This window comes from Micromonospora sp. M71_S20 (assembly GCF_003664255.1).
Classification (GTDB): Bacteria; Actinomycetota; Actinomycetes; order Mycobacteriales; family Micromonosporaceae; genus Micromonospora.
Genome location: NZ_RCCV01000001.1, coordinates 4,082,263 through 4,101,975 on the forward strand (window position 1 = coordinate 4,082,263; position 19,713 = coordinate 4,101,975).

Consider the following 19,713-nt stretch of genomic DNA (forward strand, 5'->3'; position numbering starts at 1 on the left):
GCACACTGTGCCGATGCTGCACGCCCCGGCCACCCCGACCCTGCCGGAACTCCTGCTGCGCCCGTGGCGCGACGACGACGCCGACGCCCTGATCGCCGCGTACCGCGACCCGGTGCTGCGGCGCTGGACCCGGGCGCCGGTGACCACGGCCGCCGAGGCGCGCCGGTTCCTGGCCGCGGCACACCGGGACTGGGACGACGGCAACCGGTTCAGCTTCGCCGTGCTGGAGCCGCACCCGGCCGGCGAGACCCTGGTGGCACAGGTGATCCTCAAGAACGTCACCGAGGGCGGCGGGGACGCCGAGGTCGGCTACTGGACCGCCGCGCCCGTGCGGGGCAGGGGCATCGCCCCGCACGCCCTGACCGCTGTCACCGACTGGGCATTCGCCCGGTTCGCCGGCCTGCGGCGGTTGGACCTGCTGCACCAGGTCGACAACCCCGCGTCCTGCCGCGTCGCGGAGAAGGCCGGCTACCTCTTCCAGGAGGTGCTGCCGGCCCGACCGCCGTTCCCCCGCAACGGCCACCGGCACGCCCGGGAATGCCCGGCCCGGTCGGGGCGCTGACTTCTCCCGTCGGCCACGACGCGGTGGCCGCGTTACCGTGGGGCCGGGGGAGGTGTCGGCAGGTGGACAGCTGGGAAGCGACGGTCGAGGCGCGCATCCGCGCGGCGCAGGAGCAGGGGGAGTTCGACAACCTGCCCGGCATGGGCAAGCCCATCCCCGGTCGCGGCCAGCCGTACGACGAGTCGTGGTGGATCAAGAGCTTCCTGGAGCGGGAGAAGCTCCCCACCGACCTGCTGCTGCCGACGCCACTGCAACTGCGCCGCCGCATCGAACAGGTGCCCGACGAGGTGCGGGACCTGCCGACCGAGGAGTCCGTGCGCGCGTTCGTCGCCGACCTCAACGCCCAGATCCTGTCCTGGCTGCGTACGCCCACCGGCCCCCGGGTCGCGGTGCGCCCGGTCAACGCCGACGAGGTGGTCCGCCGCTGGCGGACCGAGCGGGAGGCCACCGCCGCCGCCACCCCGCCCCCGGCGCCGGCGGCTGCACCGCGCCGGCGGGGCTGGCGACCGCCCTGGCGGCGCCGGGCGGCGTAGTCGCCGTCAGTCCACCGCCGCCCGCCACGACCAGGACGTGCGCCGGGCGCGGCCGGGCAGCTCGCCACGGCCGGTCAGCCACCGCAGCACCTGCGGCGCGGGCCCGGCGGGCGCGTCCGGGAACAGCCGCCGCACCACGGCGGCGCTGAGCCGCTGCGGCGGCTGCCAGGGCACCCCGAGCCCGCGGGCGATGTCGTCGGTGTGCAGCAGCGTCTCCGCCACCCCCATCGCCGCGAAGCCCGCCGGGTCGCAGGGACCGTAGTGCCACGCCCGCGTGTCCGGCCCGGCGGCGTCGACGGCCGCCCGCAGCAGGCCACCGCAGGCGACGACGACCCGCAGCACCTCGGCCGGGCCGGCGGCGGGGGAGACGACCAGGTCGAACGGCAGGTAGCCGTCGTCGGGCCGCCCGCTGACCTGGCCGGCGTACGCCAGCAGGTCGTGCGCGACGTGCGCGGCGGTGGTCCAGCAGCTCCACTCCAGCCCGCCGGCCGGCACGCCCCAGTCCCGCCCGGTGTGCGGGCCGAGGACGGCGGTCATCTCGGTCACCGCGCGGTCCACGTCGACGCCGGTCAGCTCGGGCATCTCCCGACCGTGCCATCCGCACCGGCTGCGGCAACCGGATGACGCTTGCCCGCCGTGACCCCCCGGCACTAGGGTCGGATCCGTGACTGCCGGGTCGGCCATGGGCCACGAGCGGACAGGGCACCCGGCCGCCAGGTGAGCCGGGGGCGGGCCCGCGGCCCGCCGACGCCCCGCACCTGCCGGTGTCGACGCCACGTCCACCGCGTCACGCTTTCCCTCACCGTCCACGCCGCCGGTCGTCCGCCGGCGTATCCGCATCCTCGCCGCCACCGGTCGCCGGGCGGGCGATCCACCGTGGCCGCACCCTCCTGCCCGAGCAGAGAGCAGAGCATTGCCCAACGACTTCAACCAGCAGATCATCGACGAGTTCCGCGCCAACTCCGGCCGGGTCGGCGGCCCCTTCGAGGGGGCCCGGCTGATCCTGCTCACCACCACCGGGGCCCGCTCCGGCGCCCCGCACACCACCCCGGTCGGCTACCTGCCCGACGGCGAGGAACGCATCCTCGTCATCGCCTCGGCCGGGGGCGGCCCGAAGCACCCGGACTGGTACCACAACCTGCTCGCCGACCCGCTCGCCACCGTCGAGGACGGGGTCTTCACCTACCAGGCCCGCGCGGTCGTGCTGATCGGCGCCGAACGCGACGAGATCTTCGCCCGGGCCGTGGAGGCCGACCCCGGTTGGGCCGCGTACCAGGCGAAGACGACACGGGTGATCCCCGTGGTGGCCCTGCACCAGGTGGCGGGCGGGCCACCGGAGGCGGCGTCCTGGGGCGCGGCGCTCAAGCTGGTCCACGACGCGTTCCGTCGGGAGCTGGCGTTGATCCGCGACGAGGTCGCCCGTTCCGGTCCAGGTCTGGGCGCGCAGTTGCGGGTCAACTGCCTGACCTTCTGCCACGGCCTGCACCACCATCACCGCAACGAGGACGACGGCATGCTCACCGGGTTGGAGGGGCAACGTCCGGACCTCGCCCCGACGCTGGCACGGCTGCGCGAGGAACACCGTCGCATCGCGGCGCTCGTCGAACGCCTCCAGCAGGTCGTCGCTGACCCCGACGCCGACCCGGCCCAGGCCCGCCGGGAGGTCGAGCGTCTCACCACCGAACTGGAGGCCCACCTGACGTACGAGGAGGAGCAGCTCATCCCCGTCCTCGACGGCACCGGCTGACGGCGGCGCCCGCGACCGGATCCGGCGTGAGCCGGACCCGGTCGCGGGCGGAGCCCGGCGCGGGTGGTGGTACCCCGATTTGAGGGCTCATGGCGCATGGTTAGTGGAGATCGGGCGTAAGCCTCAAGAAGCACTTCAATGAAAAACTTGAGGCATGGACGTTGAGGACATGAGGCGGTACGTCCGCGAGACCTTCGACGGGGTGAACGCCGTGCAGGCGAACGGGGACACCTTCTACATCTACGACCCGGGTCGGGACCTGCCTGCCGAGCGACAGCTGCCGTTCGCGACGATCGTGACCGGCGACCACTACGACGACGCCTCCGCCCTGGACAGGCCAGGTACGTGGCGGCTCAACATCGGGTTGACCCGCTCGACGTACGGGGCGCTGTTCGCGCAGCGGCACGGGCCGGACGTCGACCACACGGTGCCGGACACCGTGCTGCCGCATCCGGTCTACGCCCCGCAGCACTGGGTGTGTGTCGTGAATCCCGGCGAGGCGAGCGTGGACACGGTGCGACAACTACTGGCCGAGGCGTACGACTTCGCGGCCCGCAAGCACGCCAACCACCGGTCCCGGCGGGCCCCGTCCTGACGTGCGTGACGGCCGGCGCGTCCCACGGGCCGGCCGTCACACCACGGGGTTAGCGTCGGCAGGTCTGCCATCGGGCAGGCCCGCCGAGACGAGGGGACACCACCTGATGTCGCGCAACACCAAGACCGTCGAGACCTACCTGGACGGCTTCCGGAAGAACGACCACGCGCAAATCCTGTCCTGCCTCACCGACGACATCGAGTGGACGGTGTTCGGCGCCTTCCATCTCAAGGGCAAGCAGGCGTACGACGCCGCGATCGAGGGGCCGGGTTTCGTGCCGCCCCCCCCACCTGGAGGTCGTACGCATGGTGGAGCAGGGCGACACCGTCATGGCGGAACTCGTCGGCTCGGTGCGACGCGACACCGGCGAGGAGATGCGCATGTCGATGGCCGAGGTGTTCGTCATGCGCGACGGCAGGATCGCCGAGCGGCGCGCCTGGGTCATCGAGCTGAAGGAGAACGACCACCGCTGACGCGCGACGGGGCGGGTGCGGTCTCGCGCAGCACCACGCGGAACTTGCTAGAGGCCGAGTTGGACCGGCTGGTCCGGCGTCCCCGCTGTGAGAAGCGCTGTCAAGGGTGTGGTGAGGTCGCGGGGCGAGAACAGCTCAGGTCCCTTATAGCCAGCGATCTCCGAGAGCTGCCACCACCGGAACGCGGCGAGGTTCTCCTCCGCAGCGAGTTGGTCGTCTGTCAGCTCGCCGCGGGGCTGGAAGTGGTTCGCGCGGATGAGGAAGTAGTCGTTGATGATGCCGTCGAAGCCCGGGGCATGGTCGGCGGCCACGACTTCCTGGTGCCAGACATGCGGTGGATCGGCGGTGATCGCCAGACCGGTCTCCTCACGCAGTTCACGGCGCAAAGCCGTCAGCCGGTCCTCACCGGGCTCGATGCCGCCGCCCGGGGCCGCCCAGACGGCCTTCGCCTGCTCTGGCACAACCGGGTGAGGAAGGACGAACCGGCAGAGCAGGATGCGGTCGTCCTCATCAAGGATGATCGCGCGGACGGAGTGGCGCAGGTTCGGCGTCATGGCATGCCGGACGTGGCGGCGAGGCGGATGATGACCGGCACCGCCGCAGACTATCAACCGCCCGCTGGCACCTCGGTCAGCTCTGCTGGTAGTTCACCGCCGCGACGCCGCAGGGCGCGTGCAGGTGCAGGTAGTAGGCGCCCTCACCGAAGTCCACGTCGGCTCCGCCGACCAGGCCAAGGTAGTCCATCGGCTGCCGGCAGGCGGGGCAGTCGACGTGCTCGGCGTCCTGGATCCAGTCGGGATGGCCGCCCAGGGTGGAGCCGCCTTCGTCCCACGCGCTGGCCTCGAACGGTGAGGCCCGGCGAGGGCCGACGGCCGGAAGCACGGCCGGCGGGTCCTCCGGTTCGGTGGTGACCGGCGCGTAGTCCGGGCGGTAGTTGTCCGCCCACCAGACGGCGTCGCCGTCGGGCGTGACCTCGCAGCACAGCGTCGTGTAGCAGGCGCAGATGTGGCAGGTCACGATCCTCAGCCGGCCGGCCCAGCCGGTGTGGGCCAGGACCTCACCCACCTCCGGGGTGTCGGTGTCGAGGTCGGCGACGGTCCACAGCGGGGAGGCGCACCACGGGCAGGCAGGGCCGTCGGCGGGCCTTGGCACCTCGTTCGGAATCAGCCGGTACGCCGTAGGTGCGCACAGCTCCCGGCGGCTGCCGTCGGGAGCGACCGTCCAACCTGCCTGGTGGGCGTAGGTCAGCGCCCCGACGTGCAGTTTGTCCGCACCGGCCGGCGGCTGCTCCTGCCATCTCCGCAGGGCCTGTTCAGCGCGCGGGTCGGAGGCGTGCGCGAGGATGAGCAACAGATGGTTGAGCCGGTGCGGCGCCCGGCCGGCATCGACGTCGTCGACGATCCGGCAGACCACGTCTCCGGTCGCGCCGCGATACAAGGTCGGCGGCCAGAGTACGCCCGCGTCGAGCAGTTGACTCAGGTGTCCGACGAGGCGTGCCGGCTTGGCGGCAGCGATCTCGATCAGTTCCTCGAGCGCGGCGTCGTCGCCGGCTCCGGCCGCCCGGACCAGTTCCTCGATCATCGCAGCATGGTAGCCAGGCGGTCCGTCGACCAGGCGTGGTGACCATCGGGCCGCCGCAGGTCGGGTTCAGGTCCGCCAGCCGACCCACTGCCTACGCGGGCAATCCCCGGCTCAGCGGTTGTCGCCGCTGCCACCCAGCACGCCACGGCCCTGGCGGCTGGCCAGCTTGGCCAGGTTGGCGGTCGCGATGTCGTCCAGCGTGAGATCGAGGTAGTCGGCAAGAACTGCCACGTACCAGAGGACGTCACCGAGTTCCTTGGCGATGTCGGCCCGGTCGATGCGTGACTCGTCGCTGTCGAGGTCCCGGACCCACTTCTTGAACTTCTCGGCGATCTCACCAGATTCGCCGACCAGTCCGAGTACGAGGTGGAGCAGTTCGTTCTTCTTGTCACGCGGGGCGGCCGTGCGAAGGGCCCCGCGCTGGTACTCGTCCAGGTCCATGGCGGACCAGTATGGACGAGCCCTCTCCCACTCGCCCAGTCGGATCCCCGACGACAGCGGCAAGGGCGCCGCCTCAGCTCCCTGAGACGAGACGGCGCCCCCGTCGCGGATTATCGGATTACCGGTAATGACAAACCAGTAAAGAGCCTGCACGAAAGCCGCAAATCGGCCGCACATCATAATGACTGTTATGCGCGGCGCGGCTGCTCGGCGGGGTGCGAACATGGATCAGGCGCCGGAGCACCACGAACTCGCCGGCGGAGTTCCGCACCCGGGACGCGAGGCGAGTCCGGTATCGGACCCCACCCCATTACGCTCACGTCCATGACCGTGGCCATGATCGAGTTGGATGACGGTGCACAGCTACGCACCTGGACCACAGGCTCGGCGATCCCGCAGACGTTTCCTCTGGTTCTGGTGCACGGCGGTCCGGGGGTCCCCGACTATCTGGCCCCGGTCGCCGACATCATCGACGACCTGTGCCTGATCCATCGCTACGACCAGCGCGGCACCGGCGGATCCTGGTGGGAGGGAGAGCACACGATCGCCCGCCACGTTCACGACCTGGCGCTGTTGCTCGATGCGTGGGGACACGACCGGGTTGTTCTGGTGGGGCACTCGTTCGGAACCAATCTGGCCAGCTACTTCCTGCTGGCCCATCCCGAGCGCGTGGCCGGACTGATTCAGCTCGCCGGGCCCTTCCTTATTCCTTGGCGGGAAGCCGACCGAGCAGCACAGCGGGCCCGACGCACCGACGAGCAGCAGGCCAGACTCGATGAACTCGATGCGATCGAATCCCGCACCGACGCCGAAGAAATCGAGTACCTCACGCTGTCGTGGTTCACCGACCACGCCGACCAAGCCAGAGCATGGGAATGGGCGCTGGCGTCAGCCCGTGCGCTGCGGCCCATCAACTACGCGATGAACCGCCAGCTCAACGCCGCGAAGAAGACCGACCCCCTCGAATCACACGTGGACGAACTCCGCGAGAACCTACCGGCAGGCGCGATGATCATCGGCGGGGCCGGCGACAGTCGCCCTGCCGGTGCCCTGCGGCGTCTCGGAACACGCCTCAACTGCGAGGTCGTCATCGTCCCGAACGCGGGTCACTATCCATGGCTGGAAGCACCAGACCTCTTCACTGCGGCGTTCCGCGCCGCAGTGAAGAGGCAGATTCATTGGGGTCAGCTGACGAGTTGACGGTTCCCTGAACCGGACGCGGTTCGAGGGCCCCGCGCAAAGTCCGGACGGTGCCGCCGCGCTGAGAGCGCCGCTGTCACCCAGGATCGTGCCGTTCCCGTCCCACACGATGTGCTGCATCCGCGGGCCCACAACCCGGCTGCGGTCATCGGTGATCTCCCGCGATCGGACTGGTCGTCGCAGTCGAGCGACACGAAAACGCCTGGAGATAGTCGTCGATCTCAGCCAGCACGGCGGCCTTGTCCGCAGCGACGAGAAACGAGTACCGCACGGCCTGGCGGGCCAACTCGGCGACGCCGCGCTCGTCGAGGTCGAGCAGATCCGCGGCCACCTGGTATTCCCTGTTGAGAGTGGTGGAGAACATGGGCGGGTCGTCGGAGTTTACGGTGACCGGCACACCGGCGGCCACCAACTGCGGCAGCGGATGCTCGGCCAGCGACGGCACCGAGCGGGTACAGGCGTTGGAGGTCGGGCACACCTCCAGGGCGATGTCGTGCTCGCGCAGGTAAGCCATCAACTCGGGGTCACGGGCGGCGGCTATGCCGTGGCCGATGCGTTCCGCGCCGAGATGGCGTACCGCGTCCCACACGGTCTGCGGGCCGGTCGACTCACCGGCGTGCGGAACGCTGCGCAGCCCGGCTGCCCGCGCGGCGGCGAAATGCCCGGCGTACCGGGCGCGGGGGATTCCGGACTCTGGGCCGCCCAGCCCGAAGCTGACCAGCCCGTCCGGGCGCTGCTTGAGCGCCACCTCCAGGGTGACGTCGGCGCCGGTCATCGTGGGCTCGCCTGGGATGTCGAAGCACCAGCGCAGCTGGATGCCGTGGTCGCGGGCGGCCCGCAGCCGTGCGTCCTCCACCGCCTCGCAGTACGCCTCGGCCGGGATACCACGCACGATCGAGGAGTACGGGGTCAGCGTCAGCTCGGCGTACCGCACCGACTGGGCGGCCAGGCCGGCGCCGATGTCGTAGGTGAGCGTGGCCAGGTCCTCGGCGTCGCGGATCAGGTCCACCACCGACAGGTACACCTCGACGAAGTGCGCGAAGTCAGTGAACGTGAAGTACTCGGCCAGCAGCGCCGAGTCGGCCGGCACCGCGGTGGTCCCGGAGTGCCGTTCGGCCAGCCGAGCCACGGTCTGCGGTGTCGCCGACCCGACGTGGTGAACGTGCAGTTCCACCTTGGGCAGGCCGGCGATGAAGTCAGTCAGGTCCGTTGCCATATGAACAACCCTCACCGTGCGAGTGATCCGCCGGAAGGACGGCAACCTCCCAGCGGGAGGCGCCCTTGGACCAAGGGACGGGCCGAGCGTGGCGGATAGTCATCCGTCGCAGCGCCTCTCGACCCGCATCGGCACGCTAACAAGACCGCTCGGTGACGACAACCCTCCGCGACGCGCCAAGATCGCCCTTAGCGGGACTCTCTCGAGCATTGGTCCCCGAGCGCCTACCCTGGCGGTGCCGCGCCTGGGGTACGGGTGCCGGACGGCGAACGGTCGGTCGTCGTGGCGAGCGCTGCGACCCGTTGTGAGAAGGGAGCTGGAGTGGTCGCGCAACGGCTGCGGGTCGCCGCGTACGGCGTGTGTCTGCGGGACGGACATCTGCTGCTTGCCCGGTACGTGTCGCCCGACGGATCCCAGCGACACTGGACGCTGCCCGGCGGGAAGGTCGAGCACGCCGAGGATCCGTTCGACGCGGTCGTCCGCGAGGTGGCCGAGGAGACGGGCTACGAGGTTCAGGTCGAGCGGTTGCTCGGTGTGGACTCGCGGGCGAGGCACGTCGAGTGGGGCGGCCCCGACGGCGCCGAGTTGCACAGCGTGGGCGTCTTCTATGGAGTGCGCGTCATCGGCGGCGAGCTTCGTGATGAGACGGGCGGTTCGACCGATCTGGCGCGGTGGGTCCCGATGACGCGGGTCAGTGCCCTGGACCGCTCCGTCGTCATCGACGTCGGGCTCGAGTTGCACCGTCGGGCGCCGCTCACCGGGCACGTGGAGCCGATCGAGGTCACGGGACCGCTGCGGCATTGACCGCGGCCGTGCCGAGGAATCCGCCGGACTGCCGCGACCACAGGTCCGCGTAGAGCCCGCCGCGTTCCAGCAGCTCCGCATGGGTGCCCTGCTCGGCGATCCGGCCGGCGTCGAGGACCACGATCCGGTCCATGCGGGCGATGGTGGAGAGCCGGTGGGCGATCGCGATCACCGTACGGCCGGTCATCACCTCGCTGAGCGTGTCGTGGATGGCGGCCTCCGCCTCGGAGTCGAGCGCGGACGTGGCCTCGTCCAGGACCAGGATCGGCGCGTCGCGGTAGAACGCGCGGGCCAGCGCGATCCGCTGCCGCTGGCCACCGGACAGGCGTACGCCGCGTTCGCCGACGTGTGCGTCCAGGCCGGTCCGGCCGTCCGCGTCCCTGAGCGTGGCGACGAACCGGTCGGCGGACGCCCGGCGTAGCGCTGCTTCGATCCGCGCGTCGTCGGCGTCACCGGGGCCGGCGATGTTCTCCCGGACCGAGCGGTGCAGCAGGGTGGCCTCCTGTGCGACCATGGCGATCCGACGCGCTCACCGGCGGCGACGTCGAGGCTGAGCCGGTCGAGCCCGCCCCCGCCGCGGCCGTAGTGGTGGCTGACCTGTGCGAAGGTGATCGCTCCACCGTGTACCCGCAGCTCGGTCGCCCCGGGTTTGTCCGCGACCGCGAGCGGTTGCGCGACGGTCCGCAGGGCCCGCCGCAGCGTGCCGACGGACCCGAACAGCGACGACACGGCGTCCAGGAGCCACTCCGCCATCGCGGTGATCCGGAAGCTGAGCGCCAGCGCGGCCGCGACGAGACCCAGGGGCGCGGCATCGGTACGCCACAGCACGATCCCGTATCCGACGAGTCCGACGAGCAGCGCGCTGCTCAGCGCCATCATGGTGCCGTTGATCGTCACCTCGACCCGCTGCAGGTCCAGATGCGCGCGCCGGGACAGCGCGAACACCCGGCGGTCGTGCTCGGTGCGGGTGTCCCGGCCGCCGAGCAACGCGAGCGTGTCGACGTTGCCGTACGAGTCGACGAGCAGGCCGGTCAGCGTGGACTCCGCGTCCTGCAGGCGCTCCGACGCGCGCCGGTAGCGCGGCACCACCCACCGCATGAGCGTCGCGTACGCCAGAATCCAGGCGCCCAGCGGGAGCAGCAGGCGCACGTCGATCGTGGACATCAGCCACACCGAGCCGGCTGTGTAGGCGATCACGAACACCAGCGTGTGGACGACCGAGTACGCGGCGGTGCTGGCGGCATCGCCACCGTCGCGGACCGAGGTGGCGATGCGTCCGGCGAGGTCGTCGCGGAACCAGCCGACGGACTGCCGGGACACGTGCCGGTGTGCCCGCCAGCGGGCGAGGGGGCGGGCGTTGGCGCGGAACGCGATGTCGTCGAGCGCCTCGCCGACCACGTGGATCAGCGGCCTGACCAGCAGCACGAACAGGGCGACGGTGAGCAGCCCGGTGCCGTGGTCGGCCCAGAGCCGCTGCGGACTCGCGGCGGCGAGCGTGTCGACGAGGCGCCCGGCGTACCCGATGAGCCAGACCTCGATCGCGGCCGCCAGGACGGTGGTGGCGACGGCCGCCGTCACGACCGGTCGTAGCGGTCGCAGCTCCTCCAGGAGGAACCGGCGGGCGCCGGCGGCCGGGGTGCGGTCGTCGCCGGTCGGGAAGGGATCAACAGGGTTTTCGAACAGACCGAACACGAAGTGCCTTTCCGGCGGGGGAGACGGACGGGGAGCCGGGGAAACCGCCGGACGTCCTCATGATCGATCTCCTCTTCGTGTCGGTGGGTGTCGTCGCGAGGCTAGGCGACATCGCGGGGCGCCGCCTTCCATTTAGCGGCGGGGGCCCGCCGAAGAGCCGCCCGGGTCAGGGCGCCTCGGTGCGGGTGCGGCGGGCGTAGGCGCGGGCCGCGCGGGCGCGATCGCCGCAGCGGACCGAGCACCAGTGCCGGCGGGCGTGGGTGCGCAGCAGGTAGCGGGTGCAGGGGGCGGAGCCGCAGGCGGCGAGGCGGTCGGCGTGGGGGCCGCTGAGCACGTCGGCCGCGTCGGCCGCCAGGACCGCCATGGCGTGGTCGACGATCTGCGTGACGGGGTGCGCCGGGGCGCGGTGCAGGCCGCGCGCCTCGTCCCAGTGCAGCAGGTCGGCGGCGGGAGCCATGGTCAGGGCGTCGTTGACCGCGCGCAGGGCGCCGACGGGGGCGGGTCGCGCGTCGATCCGGGAGGCGATCAGGGCTCGGATCTGATCGCGCAGCGCGCGCAACCGCTGCGCGCACACCTCCCGCAGCTCCGCCTCGGGCGGGGCGAGGTGGCGTTCGGCCAGCCATCGCGCTGCGGCCTCGGGGGTGCCGAGGAGGTCGAGAGACTGGCCGCCGGGCAGCGTCGGGGCGCTGTTGGCGAAGTCCAGCGCGACGTGCCGCTCCGCTCCCGGCGCCGGTAGCAGCGCGGGAGGGCCGCTGGCCTCGGTGGTCGCGGACTCCGTCACGGTTCTCATGGTACATCTTGCGTTTATCCGTGAGAGTCGATTACGGTTCCTCACGGCAAAGCCATTCCCCAACCGTGAGGAACAGTGGTGACCGACACCAGCACGACGACCGTCCCCGTCCGCGTCTTCGGCGGCCCGACCGCCCTCATCGAGTACGGCGGGCTCAGGTTCCTGACCGACCCGACCTTCGACGCCCCCGGCGACTATCCCCTGGGTCCCGGCATGGTCCTCACCAAGACGGCCCCCGCCACCGCCGGCCCGGCCGACCTCGGCCCCGTCGACGCGGTGCTGCTCTCCCACGACCAGCACCCCGACAACCTCGACCACGCCGGTCGGGCCCTGCTGGCCGCCGTCGCCCTGACCGTCACGACCCCCAGCGGGGCGGGTCGCCTCGGCGGCACCGCCCGGGGCCTGGCGGCGTGGGCGTCCGTCGAGCTGGACCGCCCCGGCGGTGGCACCGTGACCGTGACGGGCGTGCCCGCCCGGCACGGCCCGGAGGGCTGCGAGCCGCTCACCGGCGAGGTCGTCGGGTTCGTCCTGACCGCCGCCGACCTGCCCACCGTCTACGTCAGCGGCGACAACGCCTCGCTGGATCTGGTCCGGCAGATCGCCGAGCGCTTCGGGCCGGTCGACACCGCCGTGCTGTTCGCCGGGGCCGTGCGTACCCCCATGTTCGACGGCGCGCTGCTCACCCTCGACGGCGCCCAGGCCGCCGAGGCGGCCCGCATCCTGGGCGCGCGGCGGGTCGTGCCCGTGCACGTGGACAGCTGGGCCCACTTCACCGAGGGGCGCGACGACGTGGTCGACGCGTTCACCCGGGCCGGCCTGGCCGACCGTCTCCAGCTCGGCTGAGCTGAGAGCCGCCGGCGTCCGCCCGGAGGACGGCCCGGGGCAGGTCAGGTCCGCGCGCCGCCGAGACCGAGCAGGACGGCGAGGCCCAGGGCGCTGCGCGGGGCGTACGGCACCCGCCACAGTCCACCGTGCGCGGCGCCGTACGCCTCGTCCTGCCACGGGTGCGGCAGTGCCGGGCCGCCCGTACGCAGGTGGTGCACCAGGAGCGCGGCCATCAGCGTGTTGCTGGTCGCCGGGTCGAACACCTCGATGCCGAAGCGGTGCGCGCCGGCGTACGCGGCGGCCAGCGCCCGGTTGCGCAGCACCGAGCGGGTGCGGGTGGGCGGGGCGACGGTGAACGACACGGTCGCCCCGGCGTCGCGGGCCACCGTCGCCCGCCACCGTTGCAGGCGTTTCGCCAGCGCGTAGTTGGGGCCCTGCTGGGGGACGAGGCTGTCGTTGACGCCCGGGTCGACGCCCGGCGGGTAGTTGCGGTGCAGGAGCCTGCCGCCGGAGGCGACCCGCAGCGACCGGCGGAGGATGCCGCGCGCCGCGTAGCCGCGTTCGGCGTCGCGCACCGCGTCGCCGGGGACGGCGAAGACGTCGGTGGGGGTGGCCAGGAACGCGAGCGCCACGTCGTCGCGGCGCTCCTGCAACCGAAGGGTGAGGGCGTCGACCGCCGTGGCGACCCGGACGTTGGTCGCGCCATCGGCGTAGACGTAGTTGCCCAGCACGAGCCGACCGTCGACGCCGAGCAGCCAGTCGGCCACCTGCGGAAGGTTGTGCAGCAGGTCGGCGCCGGCGCGGGCGGCCAACGCGCCGTCGTCGGGGTCGGTGCCGGCGGGGACGGGCAGGTGGAGCCGGCCGCCGGAGCGGCGCGTGGTGTCCAGCAGCCGCCGCCAGATCTCCGGGCGTGGCAGGTCGACCGCGACGACGTCGCCGCCCCAGCGCAGCACGGACGGCAGTGGGCCCATCTCCGCGCCCGCGCCGAGCACCACGATGCGCTGGTCGCGCAGGTCGAGCCAGTCCGGGTTGGCCATGACGGCGCGTACCGCGTCGGCGCAGGACGGCTCGACGACACCGGCGCCCACCCACGCGTCGAGCCGGCGATGCAGGCCGTCGCCGCGCAGCCGCCGGCCCCGGTACGGCAGGGACAGCTCCCGGTCGACCTCGCCGGTGCCGGCGACGGTCGCCGTCCGCAGCGGCGCGACCTCGGCGGGCGTGCCGAACGCGTCGGCGAGGCCGATCTCGGTGCCGTCGGCGCGCAGCACGGTCATCCGGCGGTGCAGCGAGGCGAGCCCGTCGCGGGCGATCGTCACCGCGGCCTCGCGGGAGAGCAGGCCGGCCTCGACGAGCCGTCGGAAGTGCCCGAGGTATCCGTGGCGCCAATTCGTCTCGTGTTCCGCCGAGCGCGCGCCGACCGGATCGACGGCGCGCAGGGCGTCGGCGACGACCGCCCGCCCGAGCGCGGACGTACTGCGTCCCGCGTCGGTCTTCGGAAACACCACCCCGGTCGGACCCTCCACGCGCACCGCCCTCCCTCGCCTGCCGCCAACGGTGTCACTCTGCCGCACCGGGCGACGCCGTGCAGCGCTGGCCCTCGGGCATGACGGGTGGTGGCGCGCGGTCGCGGCCCCGCCCGGGCCAAATGGGCGCTGGGCACACAATTGGTCCTGTGACGATGCCGTTTCCCTCGCCAACCGTCCCGGCCGCCAACCGCGCCGAGGTGGTCCTGGGCTACCTCGACTTCTTCCGTGACAGCGTGCTGGCCAAGGTGTCGGCGCTGCCGGAGGAGGAGCTGCGCCGCACTCGCCGGGGGCCCGGTCGGGAGGTGACCCGGGCTCCTACCCGGGCCGGGCGGCCGATCTCGCCGGGAGCGGCCGTGGAGGCGGTCAGCCTCGGTGGCGTACCTCGGTGTCCCAGATCTCGACCCACGGACGTCGCAGGCCACGGCAGACCCAGATCGGGCCGCCGTTCTCGTCGTTGTCGACAGCGACGCGCTGGTCCACCCGCCCGGCGAGGGTGACCTCGGTGAACCAGCCCCGCAGCCGGTCCGGCCGCGCGAACCCGACCGCGATCACCACGTCCGCGTCCTGCGGCGGACGGCCGAAGTCGACCATGCTGTTGTGGCCGGAGTACGCGCGCGGCAGTCCACGCGCCGGACCGAACCGCGCCACGGCGCCGGCCTCGCCGTAGTTGCCGGCGAGGATCACGGCGCGCTGCCGCTGGTCGACGGGCAGAGCACGATGGACGGCGGCGAGCGAGTCCGCGAAGGCGGGCCAGCCGATGGTCTCGCCGGCGTCGTAGTTGGCGGCGACGACGAAGCCGGGAAGCCGGTCGGCCGGCAGCACGGGCAGCAGCAGCACCATGCTGCTGGCGGCGGTGAGCACGGCGCCGACCACCAGCAGGCCTCGGCGGGCGACGGCGCGACCTCGCGACGCCCAGCCTGAGGCGACGACGGCTCCGGCGGCGGTGAGCACCAGCAGCAGCGGGGCGTCGTAGTAGCCCTTGCCGCCGGCGAGCAGCACGATGCCGAACACCACCAGCCAAGCCCATCCGACGGACCGCCAGGCGCGCCAGGCCGGCCGCCGCAGCAACGCCACCAGCCCGGCGACCCAGATCGGGACCGTGAACGGGCTGATGATGACGAACTGGAGGACGAGCGCGTCGAGCCGGCCACTGTAGGAGCTGTCGCCGTCGGCGATCGCGGCGGCCACCGACAGCTGCGGGAAGTCGTGCGTTGCCTGCCAGATCAGGCTCGGCGCGGCGAGCAGCAGGAAGACGGCGGCGGCCACGAGCACCCACCGGTCGCGCAGCAGCCGCCTCGGTCCGGCGATGGTGATGCCGGCCAGCAGGCCCACGGCGAGCAGTGCCGGCAGCAGTTTGTTGAGCATCCCGACGCCGAGCGCGAGCCCGACGCCGAGCGCCCACCGGCTGTCGGCGGTGCGCAGCAGCCGCACCACGCAGAATGCGGCCGTCAGCCAGACCAGCAGGTCGACGGTGGTGGTGCTGAGCAGGTGCCCGCCGGCGAGCACGATGCCGGCGGTGGCCGCGAGGAAGGCGGCCCAGGTCTGCGCGCCGCGACCGGCGCCGAACTCGCGGGCGATCGCGGCGACCAGCAGAACCGCCACGCCGCCGACCACCGCCGACGGGGTGCGCAGCGCCACCAGGCTGCCCGGGGCGATCGTGTCGGCCAGCCGGGCCAGCGCCGGCACCAGGGGGCCCTGGTCCACGTAGCCCCAGTCGAGGTGCTGGCCGCAGAGCAGGAAGTACAGCTCGTCGCGGTGATGACCGTAGCGGCCGGAGAGCAGGAGCAGCACCGCCGTCGTCGTCGCGGCGACCGCCCACGGGCCGGTGGCGCGGGGGCCGGCGGCGGTGGGTCGCCCATCCGTGGGCGTCGCACGCCGCCGCGCCGGCGCGGCGAGGTCGGCGACGGGTTCGGTCACCTCTCCATCATCGCCCGTGAAGGCCGGCCACACCGCCCCGTCGTCCGGTGCACTTTCCGGCGCACCCCGCCGCCGGCCGCACGTGAACAGCCGCCGACGCGTGTTCAGGCCGCCACGGTCAAGACGCACCTGGTACACGTCTACGGCAAGCTCGGCGTCGATTCCCGTACCGCCGCTGTCGCCGCCGCCAGGGCCGGCGGGCTGATCCGTCTGTGAGGGGGCCGTGCCGGCCGGTCACGCGCTCGCTGCGTTCACCGCGCGGCGGATCGCCTCGTCGGCGGGCGGCACCGGTGACGAGGTGAGCCGCCGCACGCCGGGCACGGCGGCGGTGCCGGCGCAGGCGACGAGGACCAGAGCGCCCGCCGTGAGCAGCGGCACGGACTCGCCCCAGGCCCGGGCGGCCATCGGCGCGAGGGCGTAACCCAGCGGCATCGCGCCGAGGGAGACCAGCCAGTCGTACGAGGTGACCCGGGCGAGGACGTGCGGCGGGAACTGTCCCTGCACGACGGTCTCCCACACGGGGTTGAGGTAGCCGAGGGCGGTCAGCGCGACCCCGTAGGCGGTGACGACCAGCGGGGCGGGCGCGGCGACGGCGAGCAGGGCCAGCGGCGCGGCGTAGCTGGCCAGCCCGAGATTGGCCGTCAGCACCGGTCGGCGGGGGCGGATCCGGGCGGCGAGCAGCGAGCCGGCGAGCATGCCGACCGCGCCGGCCTGGAGCATCAGCACCCAGACGCCCTCGCCGCCGAGGCGACGCACGGCGACCGCCGGGCCGAGGGTCATGAGGACGGCGGCGGCGCCGTTCCACACGCCGTGGCCGAGCAGGCTGGTCCAGAACCAGTCGCGGCTGCGGACCTCCCGCCAGCCGTGTGCGAGGTCGGCCAGGACGCTCCGTCTCGGCATCGGGACGTGGCGGACCCGGACGAGCGCGAGCAGCAGCGCGCTGAGCGCGAACGTCGCGGCGTCGAGGACGAACGCCCAGCCGGGCCCGGCGGCCCAGATCAGCGCGCCGGCGAGGGCGGGGCCGGCGAGGCGGCTGGTGTTGGCGGTGACGCCCATCAGGGCGTTGGCCTGCTGCCGTTGGGCCGGCTCGACCGTGCCGGCGACCAGGGGCGAGGCGGTGGGCAGGGCGAACGCGCCGGCGGCGCCGCCGGCGGCGGCGGCCACCGCGATCACGTCGAGCGACGCGGCGCCGAGGAGTTCGACGCCGACGGCGAGTTGCGCGAGGCAGCGTACGAGGTCGGCGAGGATCGCGACGCGGCGGGCGTCGAGGCGGTCGGCGAGCACGCCGCCGAGGGGCAGCAGGAGCAGGCGGGGCACCAACGCGCAGGCCAGCACGAGGGCGAGGGCGCCTGTGGAGCCGGTGGCCCGCAGCACGGCCAGGGCGAGCGCGGCGGGCACGACCGCGTCGCCGACGGTGGAGACGGTGCGGCCGAGGAAGAGCAGCCGGAACTCGCGTACGCGGAGGGGATGGGTCACCCGGGCAATGTACTTCGACGTCGAACTTTTCGACAACGAATAGTTTGACGTCGCATAGGCTGGGCCGCATGAGCGACCGCGACCACGTCGACCGGCACGTCGAGCGCTGGCTGCCGATCCTGCCGACGCTCGACCCCGAGGTCGAAGGAGCGGTGACCCGGATCCAGTTCCTCACCCGCCACCTGCGCGAGGTCAAGGAGCGGACCCTGCTCGCCCTCGACCTGCACGGCCACGAGTACGACACCCTGCACGCCCTGGCCGGGCGGGGCGGCCGGGCGGCCCCCTCGGACCTGGCCCGCGACCTGGCGATGGCCCCCGCCTCCGTCACCGCCCGCGTCGACGCGCTGCTGCGGCGCGGCTTCGTGCGCCGGATCCCGTCCACCACCGACCGGCGGCGCGTCGACGTGGAGCTGACCGAGGCGGGGCAGGCGGCCTGGCACGGGGCCATGGACGTCCGGGGCGCCGAGGAGCACCGGCTGCTGGCCGCGCTCGCCCCGCACGAGCGGCGGCAGCTGTCCGACCTGCTGCGCCGCGTGGTGCTGCGCGCCGAGGCGGCCGGCGAGTAGCACCACCGGGCTCGCGGCGGCGTACCTCTGCCGGGGCGGAAATGGGGGTGCGGCCCGCGTACGGCGGCTGGCAGGGTGGCCGCATGACAGCGCAGGCTCTGGCGGGGGCACTCGCCGACGACGTACGGCGGCAGGTCTTCGCGGCGATCGCGCTGGGCGACGCCGACGCCCCGGCGGTGGCCGACCGGACGGGCCTGCCGGCGCGGCAGGTGCTGACCGCGATCCGCCGGCTCGTCGACGCGGGCCTGGTCGCCGGCGGCGACGGCGACCTGCGGGTCGACGTCGAGCGGCTGCGGGAGGCGGCCCGGACGCCGGCGGCGCCCCGTCCGGCCGGCGACGCCACGGACCGCGTGCTGCGCACCTTCGTGCGCGACGACAGGCTGACCGGCCTGCCGGCGCAGCGCGGCCGGCGACGGGTGGTCCTGGCGCACGTGGCGAAGTCCTTCGAGCCGGGGGTGCGCTATCCGGAGCGGGAGGTGGACGAGGTGTTGCGGCGCTGGTGCGAGCGCGGCGGCTCCGACCACGCGGCGCTGCGCCGGTACCTGATCGACGAGCAGCTGCTGGCCCGTGAGCAGGGCGTCTACTGGCGCATCGGCGACTGACCGGCCGCGCCGGGCTCGCCCCCGTCGTGACCGGCGGATATCCCGTTGACCCGACGGCGAGGATCGACGGGTGAGCGAGACAGCCTGGACGACTGCCCCGACCCATCCCGACCGGCCCGAGGCGACGGCCCTGCTCGAGGAGTACTTCGAGGAGATGGTCCGCCGCTACCACGGCCGCCCGGTCAGGCCGGGTGAGGTCGCGGCGGCGATGGCCGACGACCCGAGCGACGACCTGGCCGCACCCACCGGGATCCTCCTGGTCGCGCACCTCGACGGTCGTCCGGCCGGCTGCGCCGGGCTGCGGTACCGGCCGGGCTGGGCGGAACTGACCCGGGTGTACGTGCGCCCCGCGCACCGCGGCCACGGCGGCGGGGCGGTCCTGCTCGCCGCCGTGGCGGAGCGGGCCCGCGCCGCCGGCGTCGACCGGATCCGGCTGGACACCCGCGGCGACCTGGTCGAGGCCCGCGCCCTGTACGCCCGGCACGGCTACCGGGAGATCCCGGCGTACAACGACGGCCTCTACGCCGAGCACTGGTTCGAGAAGGTCCTGAGTTGACGACGCGGCGGAAACGCGCTAAATACAGAGGAGGAAGTTGAGTCGCCTCGGCTCAACTCAAGGACCTTCGGCCAGGAGAACCGAGGAGGCAGGCCATGTTGATGCGTACCGACCCGTTCCGTGAGTTCGACCGGATCACCGAGCAGTTCTTCGGCACCGCCGCGCGCCCCGCGGTCATGCCCCTGGACGCCTACCGCGACGGCGACTGGTTCTACGCGGCGTTCGACCTGCCCGGCGTCGACCCGGACAGCATCGACTGCACCGTCGAGCGCAACGTGCTGACCGTGCGCGCCGAGCGCCGCCGGCCCGCCGGCGACAACGTCGAACTCGTCGCCGCCGAACGCCCGATGGGCACCTTCACCCGGCGGCTCTTCCTCGGCGACACCCTCGACACCGACAAGCTCGAGGCCGGCTACGACAACGGCGTGCTGACCCTGCGGATCCCCGTCGCGGAGCGGGCCAAGCCCCGCCGGGTCACCGTTACGGCCACCGCCAACGGCAACGGCCGCAAGGAGATCAACGCCTGATCCCGGCGGACGGGGGCGGGACGGCCGGTGCGGCCGCCCGCCCCCGTGGCGTTTGCGGGGGCGCGGCCGAGAGCCGGCGGCGAC

The 19,713-nt window shown here is 73.2% G+C and carries 22 protein-coding genes, 2 pseudogenes and 1 riboswitch; of the genes and pseudogenes, 12 read left to right on the forward strand and 12 right to left on the reverse strand.

Going from position 1 to position 19,713, the window contains the following annotated elements; genetic code table 11:
- Positions 1-13: 13 nt before the first annotated feature.
- Both DER29_RS17470 and DER29_RS17475 read left to right on the forward strand, forming a co-directional pair.
- A complete protein-coding gene (locus tag DER29_RS17470; RefSeq protein WP_121398295.1) occupies positions 14-562 on the forward strand; it encodes a GNAT family N-acetyltransferase in 549 nt (182 codons plus the stop codon).
- A gap of 62 nt (positions 563-624) precedes the next feature.
- A complete protein-coding gene (locus DER29_RS17475) occupies positions 625-1,095 on the forward strand; it encodes a DUF1992 domain-containing protein (RefSeq protein WP_233599883.1) in 471 nt (156 codons plus the stop codon).
- A gap of 6 nt (positions 1,096-1,101) precedes the next feature.
- On the opposite strand, the gene DER29_RS17480 is transcribed toward DER29_RS17475, so the two are convergent.
- Entirely contained in the window at positions 1,102-1,677 is a 576-nt protein-coding gene (locus DER29_RS17480; protein ID WP_121398297.1) for a maleylpyruvate isomerase N-terminal domain-containing protein, read from the reverse strand.
- A 331-nt stretch (positions 1,678-2,008) separates the two neighbouring features.
- On the opposite strand from DER29_RS17480, the gene DER29_RS17485 reads away from it, so the two are divergent.
- The 3 genes from DER29_RS17485 to DER29_RS34640 all read left to right on the forward strand — a co-directional run bounded on the left by DER29_RS17485 (position 2,009) and on the right by DER29_RS34640 (position 3,910).
- Positions 2,009-2,842 carry a nitroreductase/quinone reductase family protein gene (locus tag DER29_RS17485; protein ID WP_121398298.1) on the forward strand — a complete coding sequence of 278 codons (834 nt, stop codon included), beginning with the start codon at positions 2,009-2,011 and terminating at the stop codon, positions 2,840-2,842.
- 154 nt (positions 2,843-2,996) lie between these two features.
- Complete coding sequence (locus DER29_RS17490) at positions 2,997-3,437, forward strand: DUF6194 family protein (RefSeq protein WP_121398299.1); 441 nt, start codon at positions 2,997-2,999, stop codon at positions 3,435-3,437.
- A gap of 305 nt (positions 3,438-3,742) precedes the next feature.
- Complete coding sequence (locus tag DER29_RS34640; protein ID WP_199729337.1) at positions 3,743-3,910, forward strand: hypothetical protein; 168 nt, start codon at positions 3,743-3,745, stop codon at positions 3,908-3,910.
- Positions 3,911-3,957: 47 nt separating this feature from the next.
- Here the strand turns inward: DER29_RS34640 and DER29_RS17500 are convergent, their stop codons facing one another.
- The 3 genes from DER29_RS17500 to DER29_RS17510 all read right to left on the reverse strand — a co-directional run bounded on the left by DER29_RS17500 (position 3,958) and on the right by DER29_RS17510 (position 5,932).
- The gene (locus DER29_RS17500) at positions 3,958-4,464 is read right to left on the reverse strand and encodes an NUDIX domain-containing protein (RefSeq protein ID WP_121398300.1); all 507 of its coding nucleotides are present in this window, start codon (positions 4,462-4,464) and stop codon (positions 3,958-3,960) included.
- 76 nt (positions 4,465-4,540) lie between these two features.
- Positions 4,541-5,491: a hypothetical protein gene (locus DER29_RS17505; RefSeq protein ID WP_121398301.1), complete on the reverse strand. Its 951-nt coding sequence runs from the start codon at positions 5,489-5,491 to the stop codon at positions 4,541-4,543.
- 111 nt (positions 5,492-5,602) lie between these two features.
- Positions 5,603-5,932 carry a nucleoside triphosphate pyrophosphohydrolase family protein gene (locus DER29_RS17510; protein WP_121398302.1) on the reverse strand — a complete coding sequence of 110 codons (330 nt, stop codon included), beginning with the start codon at positions 5,930-5,932 and terminating at the stop codon, positions 5,603-5,605.
- A gap of 324 nt (positions 5,933-6,256) precedes the next feature.
- Between DER29_RS17510 and DER29_RS17515 the strand changes: the two genes are divergently transcribed.
- Positions 6,257-7,132, forward strand: coding sequence for an alpha/beta fold hydrolase (locus DER29_RS17515; protein ID WP_121398303.1), 876 nt, complete (start codon positions 6,257-6,259; stop codon positions 7,130-7,132).
- A gap of 145 nt (positions 7,133-7,277) precedes the next feature.
- Here the strand turns inward: DER29_RS17515 and DER29_RS17520 are convergent, their stop codons facing one another.
- Complete coding sequence (locus tag DER29_RS17520; RefSeq protein ID WP_121398304.1) at positions 7,278-8,348, reverse strand: adenosine deaminase; 1,071 nt, start codon at positions 8,346-8,348, stop codon at positions 7,278-7,280.
- 51 nt (positions 8,349-8,399) lie between these two features.
- Positions 8,400-8,474, reverse strand: a riboswitch (S-adenosyl-L-homocysteine riboswitch).
- Positions 8,475-8,669: 195 nt separating this feature from the next.
- Between DER29_RS17520 and DER29_RS17525 the strand changes: the two genes are divergently transcribed.
- Positions 8,670-9,152, forward strand: a complete 483-nt coding sequence (locus tag DER29_RS17525; RefSeq protein ID WP_199729338.1) for an NUDIX hydrolase — start codon at positions 8,670-8,672, stop codon at positions 9,150-9,152.
- Here DER29_RS17525 and DER29_RS35425 read toward each other — a convergent pair.
- From DER29_RS35425 to DER29_RS17535, 4 genes and pseudogenes are all read right to left on the reverse strand, one after another.
- Entirely contained in the window at positions 9,130-9,339 is a 210-nt protein-coding gene (locus DER29_RS35425) for a hypothetical protein (RefSeq protein WP_233600090.1), read from the reverse strand. The genes DER29_RS17525 and DER29_RS35425 overlap by 23 nt on opposite strands.
- Positions 9,340-9,450: 111 nt before the next feature.
- Positions 9,451-9,666, reverse strand: a pseudogene (locus tag DER29_RS35430) (ABC transporter ATP-binding protein); the annotation flags it as partial.
- Positions 9,667-9,983: 317 nt separating this feature from the next.
- Positions 9,984-10,844: pseudogene (locus DER29_RS35435) on the reverse strand (ABC transporter transmembrane domain-containing protein); the annotation flags it as partial.
- A 166-nt stretch (positions 10,845-11,010) separates the two neighbouring features.
- Entirely contained in the window at positions 11,011-11,634 is a 624-nt protein-coding gene (locus DER29_RS17535) for an ABATE domain-containing protein (RefSeq protein ID WP_121398305.1), read from the reverse strand.
- 75 nt (positions 11,635-11,709) lie between these two features.
- Here DER29_RS17535 and DER29_RS17540 point away from each other — a divergent pair, with 75 nt between their 5' ends.
- Positions 11,710-12,477, forward strand: a complete 768-nt coding sequence (locus DER29_RS17540) for an MBL fold metallo-hydrolase (RefSeq protein WP_199729339.1) — start codon at positions 11,710-11,712, stop codon at positions 12,475-12,477.
- 44 nt (positions 12,478-12,521) lie between these two features.
- On the opposite strand, the gene DER29_RS17545 is transcribed toward DER29_RS17540, so the two are convergent.
- The 3 genes from DER29_RS17545 to DER29_RS17560 form a co-directional block, all read right to left on the reverse strand.
- Positions 12,522-13,982 (reverse strand): hypothetical protein, encoded by a 1,461-nt coding sequence (locus DER29_RS17545; RefSeq protein WP_121399299.1) that lies wholly within the window; start codon positions 13,980-13,982, stop codon positions 12,522-12,524.
- A gap of 366 nt (positions 13,983-14,348) precedes the next feature.
- Positions 14,349-15,902, reverse strand: coding sequence for a glycosyltransferase family 39 protein (locus DER29_RS17550; RefSeq protein ID WP_199729340.1), 1,554 nt, complete (start codon positions 15,900-15,902; stop codon positions 14,349-14,351).
- 234 nt (positions 15,903-16,136) lie between these two features.
- Entirely contained in the window at positions 16,137-17,378 is a 1,242-nt protein-coding gene (locus DER29_RS17560; protein ID WP_121398308.1) for an MFS transporter, read from the reverse strand.
- 68 nt (positions 17,379-17,446) lie between these two features.
- On the opposite strand from DER29_RS17560, the gene DER29_RS17565 reads away from it, so the two are divergent.
- The 4 genes from DER29_RS17565 to DER29_RS17580 all read left to right on the forward strand — a co-directional run bounded on the left by DER29_RS17565 (position 17,447) and on the right by DER29_RS17580 (position 19,629).
- Complete coding sequence (locus DER29_RS17565; protein WP_121398309.1) at positions 17,447-17,944, forward strand: MarR family winged helix-turn-helix transcriptional regulator; 498 nt, start codon at positions 17,447-17,449, stop codon at positions 17,942-17,944.
- Between the two features lie 83 nt (positions 17,945-18,027).
- On the forward strand, positions 18,028-18,546 hold the full coding sequence (locus tag DER29_RS17570; RefSeq protein WP_121399300.1) for a DUF2087 domain-containing protein: 519 nt from the start codon (positions 18,028-18,030) through the stop codon (positions 18,544-18,546).
- A 70-nt stretch (positions 18,547-18,616) separates the two neighbouring features.
- Positions 18,617-19,102 (forward strand): GNAT family N-acetyltransferase, encoded by a 486-nt coding sequence (locus DER29_RS17575; protein ID WP_121398310.1) that lies wholly within the window; start codon positions 18,617-18,619, stop codon positions 19,100-19,102.
- 95 nt (positions 19,103-19,197) lie between these two features.
- Entirely contained in the window at positions 19,198-19,629 is a 432-nt protein-coding gene (locus DER29_RS17580; protein ID WP_121398311.1) for an Hsp20/alpha crystallin family protein, read from the forward strand.
- Positions 19,630-19,713 lie beyond the last annotated feature (84 nt).

What these genes read in the sequence shown, in the direction of transcription:
- DER29_RS17500 (WP_121398300.1), bottom strand. Translation starts at nt 4,464, where the DNA reads ATGACGCCGAACCTGCGCCACTCCGTCCGCGCGATCATCCTTGATGAG.
- DER29_RS17470 (WP_121398295.1), top strand. Translation starts at nt 14, where the DNA reads ATGCTGCACGCCCCGGCCACCCCGACCCTGCCGGAACTCCTGCTGCGC.
- DER29_RS17570 (WP_121399300.1), top strand. Translation starts at nt 18,028, where the DNA reads ATGACAGCGCAGGCTCTGGCGGGGGCACTCGCCGACGACGTACGGCGG.
- DER29_RS17565 (WP_121398309.1), top strand. Translation starts at nt 17,447, where the DNA reads ATGAGCGACCGCGACCACGTCGACCGGCACGTCGAGCGCTGGCTGCCG.
- DER29_RS17515 (WP_121398303.1), top strand. Translation starts at nt 6,257, where the DNA reads ATGACCGTGGCCATGATCGAGTTGGATGACGGTGCACAGCTACGCACC.
- DER29_RS17580 (WP_121398311.1), top strand. Translation starts at nt 19,198, where the DNA reads ATGTTGATGCGTACCGACCCGTTCCGTGAGTTCGACCGGATCACCGAG.
- DER29_RS17490 (WP_121398299.1), top strand. Translation starts at nt 2,997, where the DNA reads ATGGACGTTGAGGACATGAGGCGGTACGTCCGCGAGACCTTCGACGGG.
- DER29_RS17480 (WP_121398297.1), bottom strand. Translation starts at nt 1,677, where the DNA reads ATGCCCGAGCTGACCGGCGTCGACGTGGACCGCGCGGTGACCGAGATG.
- DER29_RS17520 (WP_121398304.1), bottom strand. Translation starts at nt 8,348, where the DNA reads ATGGCAACGGACCTGACTGACTTCATCGCCGGCCTGCCCAAGGTGGAA.
- DER29_RS17535 (WP_121398305.1), bottom strand. Translation starts at nt 11,634, where the DNA reads ATGAGAACCGTGACGGAGTCCGCGACCACCGAGGCCAGCGGCCCTCCC.
- DER29_RS17510 (WP_121398302.1), bottom strand. Translation starts at nt 5,932, where the DNA reads ATGGACCTGGACGAGTACCAGCGCGGGGCCCTTCGCACGGCCGCCCCG.
- DER29_RS35425 (WP_233600090.1), bottom strand. Translation starts at nt 9,339, where the DNA reads ATGACCGGCCGTACGGTGATCGCGATCGCCCACCGGCTCTCCACCATC.
- DER29_RS34640 (WP_199729337.1), top strand. Translation starts at nt 3,743, where the DNA reads ATGGTGGAGCAGGGCGACACCGTCATGGCGGAACTCGTCGGCTCGGTG.
- DER29_RS17505 (WP_121398301.1), bottom strand. Translation starts at nt 5,491, where the DNA reads ATGATCGAGGAACTGGTCCGGGCGGCCGGAGCCGGCGACGACGCCGCG.